Below are 5,217 nucleotides of genomic sequence, written 5' to 3'. Positions count from 1 at the left end.
CCGCGGCCCCGGCCCGCAAGGCCCCCGCGCGCAAGAAGGCCGCGCCGGCCGGCGCGGCCGCGAAGGCCGCGGGGACGAAGACGACGACGGCCAGGAGCGCCGGCGCGAAGACGGCCGCGGGCGGGTCGAAGACCGCGGCGAAGGGCTCGCGCGGCGGGAGCGCGGACGAGGGACCGACGGACGTCGCCACGCCCGACGTCGCCGACACCCTCGCCGACGAGGACGCCCAGGCGCGCCCGACGGTCGCCGAGACCGACGCCGCGGACGCCCCCGCCACCGAGGGCAAGGGCGACTCCTTCGTGCTGCGCGACGACGACGACGAGGACGCCCCCGCGGTCCAGGTCGTCACCGCGGGCGCCACGGCCGACCCGGTCAAGGACTACCTCAAGCAGATCGGCAAGGTCGCCCTCCTCAACGCCGAGCAGGAGGTCGAGCTGGCCAAGCGCATCGAGGCCGGCCTCTTCGCCGAGGAGCGCATGACCTCGGGCGAGGTCACCGACGCGCGCTACCACCGCGAGCTGCAGTGGATCGCCCACGACGGCCGCCGCGCGAAGAACCACCTCCTCGAGGCCAACCTGCGCCTCGTCGTCTCCCTCGCCAAGCGCTACACGGGCCGCGGCATGCTCTTCCTGGACCTCATCCAGGAGGGCAACCTCGGCCTCATCCGCGCGGTCGAGAAGTTCGACTACACCAAGGGCTACAAGTTCTCGACCTACGCGACGTGGTGGATCCGCCAGGCCATCACCCGCGCCATGGCCGACCAGGCGCGGACCATCCGCATCCCGGTCCACATGGTCGAGGTCATCAACAAGCTGGCCCGCGTCCAGCGGCAGATGCTCCAGGACCTGGGTCGCGAGCCCACGCCCGAGGAGCTCGCCAAGGAGCTGGACATGACGCCCGAGAAGGTCGTCGAGGTCCAGAAGTACGGCCGCGAGCCCATCTCGCTGTCGACCCCCCTGGGTGAGGACGGCGACAGCGAGTTCGGCGACCTCATCGAGGACTCCGAGGCCGTCGTCCCCGCGGACGCCGTGTCCTTCACGCTGCTGCAGGAGCAGCTGCACTCGGTGCTCGACACGCTCTCCGAGCGGGAGGCCGGGGTCGTGTCCATGCGCTTCGGCCTGACCGACGGGCAGCCGAAGACGCTGGACGAGATCGGCAAGGTGTACGGCGTCACGCGCGAGCGCATCCGCCAGATCGAGTCCAAGACGATGTCCAAGCTGCGCCACCCCTCGCGCAGCCAGGTCCTGCGCGACTACCTGGACTGACCGCCCGCCGGGCGCGCAACGACGACGGCCCCGCCGCTCCGCGAGGAGCGGCGGGGCCGTCGTCGTCCGGGGGAGGGCTCGACGAGGGGCGCTCCGCTAGGAGGCGGTCGCGCCCAGCGCGCCCAGCGGCGCGGCGGCGGTGCCGCTCTCCTCGCAGACCCAGTGGGGATCGGGGCCGAGGTCGGGCAGCACGTGGAGGACGTGCGGCTGCACGTCGTCGTCCGCGTGGGGCAGGGGGCACGGCGGCCACGCCAGGCCCGCGCCGTCGCGGAGGGCCTCCTGCACGTCCTGGGCCACCTGGCCGGCGACGTGCTCGGCGCCGCCCGGCCACGCGTCGAGCCACCAGCGCCGCTCGCGGACGCAGGCGTCGACGACGTCGACGTGCGCGGCCGAGCCGAGGCCGGCGGTGGACAGGTCGTGGACGACGCGGGCGCGCGCCTCGAGGAGGGCCGGGTGCGTCGGAGGCCCGGGCGCCGGGGGCCGGGGGAGGTGCCGTCGTCGTCGCTCACGGGAGCCACCACAGCACGGCCGTGAACCACAGGACGGCCGACACGAGGACGGCCGCCAGCTCGATGAGCAGCGCGACCCCGGCGGCCCGCAGGCCCGTCCTCGTGCTGCGCCACGCCGTCGCGGCATCGGGCTGGCGATGACGCTCGGCGAGGTAGAGGCCGCCCAGGAAGCCGAGGACGAGCCCCAGCACGGGCACGACGAAGAAGCCGACGACGCCCGCCAGCCCCCCGATGACGAGCGACCGGTTGGGCACGCCCGCCCGCTTGAGCGAGACGCCCGCCGTGAGGTACTCGAGCAGCTGGCCCGCGGCGAGCACGACGACGACGCCGACGAGGACCCACCAGGCGGCGCCGCCGGTGACCAGCGCCCAGACGAGCACCGACGCCGCGACGAGCAGGCCGCCCGGGAGCACGGGCACGACCGTGCCCAGGACGCCGAGGACGACGCCCACGCCCGCGAGCACCGTCACCGTGCTCGCGAAGCCGTCGAGCACCTCACCCACGGCGCCGCCCGGGAACGGCGCCACGACCCGTCACCGGACGCACGACGGCCGCCGTCCCGGTCCGGGACGGCGGCCGTCGGAGCGCCACGAGGTCAGGGTCGCGCCGTGGTCGAGGTGCGTCGGGGGCTCAGGAGCCCGCGAGGCGCGAGGACTCGTCGACGATGTCGGCGCCCGACTCGCGCAGGCGCCCCTCGTGCTCGCGCCCGTGGTGGTTGCAGAAGTACAGCTCGCCGCCGGAGGGCATCCGGACGAGCAGGTAGGCCTGGGCTCCGCACCGGTCGCAGCGGTCGGCCGCGGTGAGGTGCTCTGTCGCGAGGGTGGCGGTCACGTCGTCCTTCCCAGGGGCTCTCGGTCGTTCCGTGGTTCACCGACTCCAACATCGAACCACGGCCTGCCGTTCCCCCATCGGTCGGACGGGCCCGTTCGCTGACGGAGGAACACCGCGCCGCGCTCGGCGCGCCGGCCCCCTCACCCGTGCGGAGCATCCCCGCGCCCGTCCGCCGCCACGGCGGGCGGCTCGGGTCCGCCCCGCCGTCGGGGGCGCCGTCTAGCCTGGCGGCGTGGCACAGCAGACGTCCGCGCCCGCCCGACCGGCGGCGCCCCGCCGGCCGTCCGAGCGCGTCGTGCGCGCGGGGGACCGTGACGACGCGTACACCGCACGGCACCTGTCGGTCCTCGAGGGCCTCGAGGCCGTGCGCAAGCGACCGGGCATGTACATCGGCTCCACCGACGCGCGCGGCCTCATGCACTGCCTGTGGGAGGTCATCGACAACGCCGTCGACGAGGCCCTGGGCGGCCACGCCACGCGCATCGACGTCGTCCTGCACGCCGACGGGTCCGTCGAGGTCCGCGACGACGGGCGCGGCATCCCCGTCGACGCCGAGCCGAAGACGGGCCTGTCCGGGGTCGAGGTCGTCTTCACGAAGCTGCACGCGGGCGGGAAGTTCGGCGGGGGCTCGTACGCGGCCTCCGGCGGTCTCCACGGGGTCGGCGCGTCGGTCGTCAACGCGCTGTCCGCCCGCCTCGACGTCGAGGTCGACCGCGGCGGTCGCACGCACGCCATGAGCTTCCGGCGCGGTGAGCCCGGCGTCTTCGACGACGCCGGCGGCGCCCCGAGCGCCTCCTCGCCGTTCGCGCCCTTCACCGACTCCTCCGAGCTCGCGGTGCGGGGGCGCACCCGCAAGGGCGCCAGCGGGACGCGCATCCGCTACTGGGCCGACCCGCAGGTCTTCCTGCCCGACGCCGCCTTCGCCTACGACGAGCTCGTGGCCCGCGCCCGCCAGACGGCCTTCCTCGTGCCCGGGCTCCACCTCGTCCTCGTCGACGAGCGGGACGGCCGCCGCGGCGAGGACGGGGAGCCGCGGGTCGAGGAGTTCCGCTTCGACGGCGGCATCACCGAGTTCGCCGACCACCTCGCCACCGACCCGCCGGTCAGCGACGTGTGGCGGCTGCAGGGCAGCGGCCGCTTCACCGAGACGGTGCCCGTCCTCGACGCGATGGGGCACCTGGAGCCCACCGAGGTCGAGCGCGAGTGCGTCGTCGACGTCGCGCTCCGGTGGGGCACCGGTTACGACACGACGGTCCGCAGCTTCGTCAACATCATCGCCACGCCCAAGGGCGGCACACACCTCGCGGGCTTCGAGGCCGCTCTGCAGAAGGTGCTGCGCAAGGCCATCGAGGAGAACGCCCGCAAGCTCAAGGTGAGCTTCTCCGGCAAGCCGGGCGGCGACAAGCTCGAGCGCGACGACGTCATGGCCGGCCTCACGGCGGTGCTCACCGTGCGCCTGGCCGAGCCGCAGTTCGAGGGGCAGACCAAGGAGGTGCTCGGCACCTCGGCGGTCCGCGGCATCGTGGCCCGCACGGTGGAGAAGGAGCTCTCCGCCCGGCTGGCCTCGACGCGCCGCGAGGAGAAGGCGCAGTCGGCGGCCGTGCTCGAGAAGGTCGTCTCGGAGATGAAGTCGCGCATCAGCGCACGGATGCACCGGGAGACCCAGCGGCGCAAGAGCGCCCTCGAGAGCTCGTCGCTGCCGCCCAAGCTCAAGGACTGCCGCAGCAGCGACGCCGACCGCACCGAGCTCTTCATCGTCGAGGGCGACAGCGCCCTCGGCACGGGCATGCGCGCCCGGCAGAGCGAGTACCAGGCGCTCCTGCCCATCCGCGGCAAGATCCTCAACGTCCAGAAGGCGTCGCTGGCCGACATGCTCGGCAACGCCGAGTGCGCGGCCATCCTGCAGGTCATCGGGGCCGGGTCGGGGCGCTCCTTCGACCTGGAGGCGGCGCGCTACGGGCGGGTCATCGTCATGACCGACGCCGACGTCGACGGCGCCCACATCCGCACGCTGCTGCTCACGCTGTTCTTCCGCTACATGCGCCCCCTCGTGGAGGCGGGCCGCGTCTTCGCCGCCGTCCCGCCGCTGCACCGCGTGGAGGTCCTCGGCGCCGGCCGCCGCCCGGCGGAGGTCGTCTACACCTACTCCGAGGCCGAGCTGGCGAGCCTGCTGCGCGACCTCGAGAAGAAGGGACGCCGCTGGAAGCCGGGGATCCAGCGCTACAAGGGCCTCGGCGAGATGGACGCCGACCAGCTGGCGGAGACGACGATGGACCCCACCCGCCGGACCCTGCGCCGGGTGCGCATCGAGGACGCCGCTGCGGCCGAGCGGGTCTTCGAGCTCCTCATGGGCGGGGAGGTGGCGCCTCGGCGCGACTTCATCGTCGAGAACGCCGCCGACCTGGACCGCGAGCGCATCGACGCGGGCGGCCATCGTCTCCGTCTTGCCCGACCCGGCGCCCGCGACGACGAGCAGCGGCTCGGGCGCCGCCTCGACGACGGCGCGCTGCTCGTCGTCGCGGACGTCGGGCTCTCGGCCGTCGTGGAGATGTTCGTCTTCCTCGGCGTCCTCCTGCTCGGGGTGCTGTGGGCGCACCGCGAGGGGGCGTTCT

Annotated in this window: 4 protein-coding genes and 2 pseudogenes; 2 read left to right on the top strand and 4 right to left on the bottom strand. The window is 74.3% G+C overall.

Going from position 1 to position 5,217, the window contains the following annotated elements; genetic code table 11:
• Positions 1 to 1,265, top strand: a 1,265-nt coding sequence (locus HLB09_RS12615) for an RNA polymerase sigma factor (protein WP_171203703.1), incomplete at its 5' end; no start/stop codon positions are given.
• Between the two features lie 96 nt (positions 1,266 to 1,361).
• Here HLB09_RS12615 and HLB09_RS17870 read toward each other — a convergent pair.
• The 3 genes from HLB09_RS17870 to HLB09_RS12600 all read right to left on the bottom strand — a co-directional run bounded on the left by HLB09_RS17870 (position 1,362) and on the right by HLB09_RS12600 (position 2,605).
• Positions 1,362 to 1,550 carry a hypothetical protein gene (locus HLB09_RS17870; protein ID WP_212771014.1) on the bottom strand — a complete coding sequence of 63 codons (189 nt, stop codon included), beginning with the start codon at positions 1,548 to 1,550 and terminating at the stop codon, positions 1,362 to 1,364.
• 220 nt (positions 1,551 to 1,770) lie between these two features.
• Positions 1,771 to 2,301 (bottom strand): DUF456 domain-containing protein, encoded by a 531-nt coding sequence (locus HLB09_RS12605; protein WP_212771013.1) that lies wholly within the window; start codon positions 2,299 to 2,301, stop codon positions 1,771 to 1,773.
• Between the two features lie 103 nt (positions 2,302 to 2,404).
• Positions 2,405 to 2,605, bottom strand: a complete 201-nt coding sequence (locus HLB09_RS12600; RefSeq protein ID WP_171203702.1) for a DUF7455 domain-containing protein — start codon at positions 2,603 to 2,605, stop codon at positions 2,405 to 2,407.
• 295 nt (positions 2,606 to 2,900) lie between these two features.
• Between HLB09_RS12600 and HLB09_RS12595 the strand changes: the two are divergent.
• A pseudogene (locus HLB09_RS12595) lies at positions 2,901 to 5,030 on the top strand (DNA gyrase/topoisomerase IV subunit B); the annotation flags it as partial.
• Positions 5,031 to 5,066: 36 nt separating this feature from the next.
• On the opposite strand, the pseudogene HLB09_RS20420 reads toward HLB09_RS12595, so the two are convergent.
• Positions 5,067 to 5,201: pseudogene (locus HLB09_RS20420) on the bottom strand (hypothetical protein); the annotation flags it as partial.
• Positions 5,202 to 5,217: the final 16 nt, after the last annotated feature.

It is taken from the genome of Pseudokineococcus marinus (assembly GCF_013004605.1).
GTDB classification, from domain to species: Bacteria; Actinomycetota; Actinomycetes; order Actinomycetales; family Quadrisphaeraceae; genus Pseudokineococcus; species Pseudokineococcus marinus.
The sequence above is the reverse complement of the archived record's forward strand: the minus strand, read 5'-3'. Positions and strand labels throughout refer to the sequence as shown.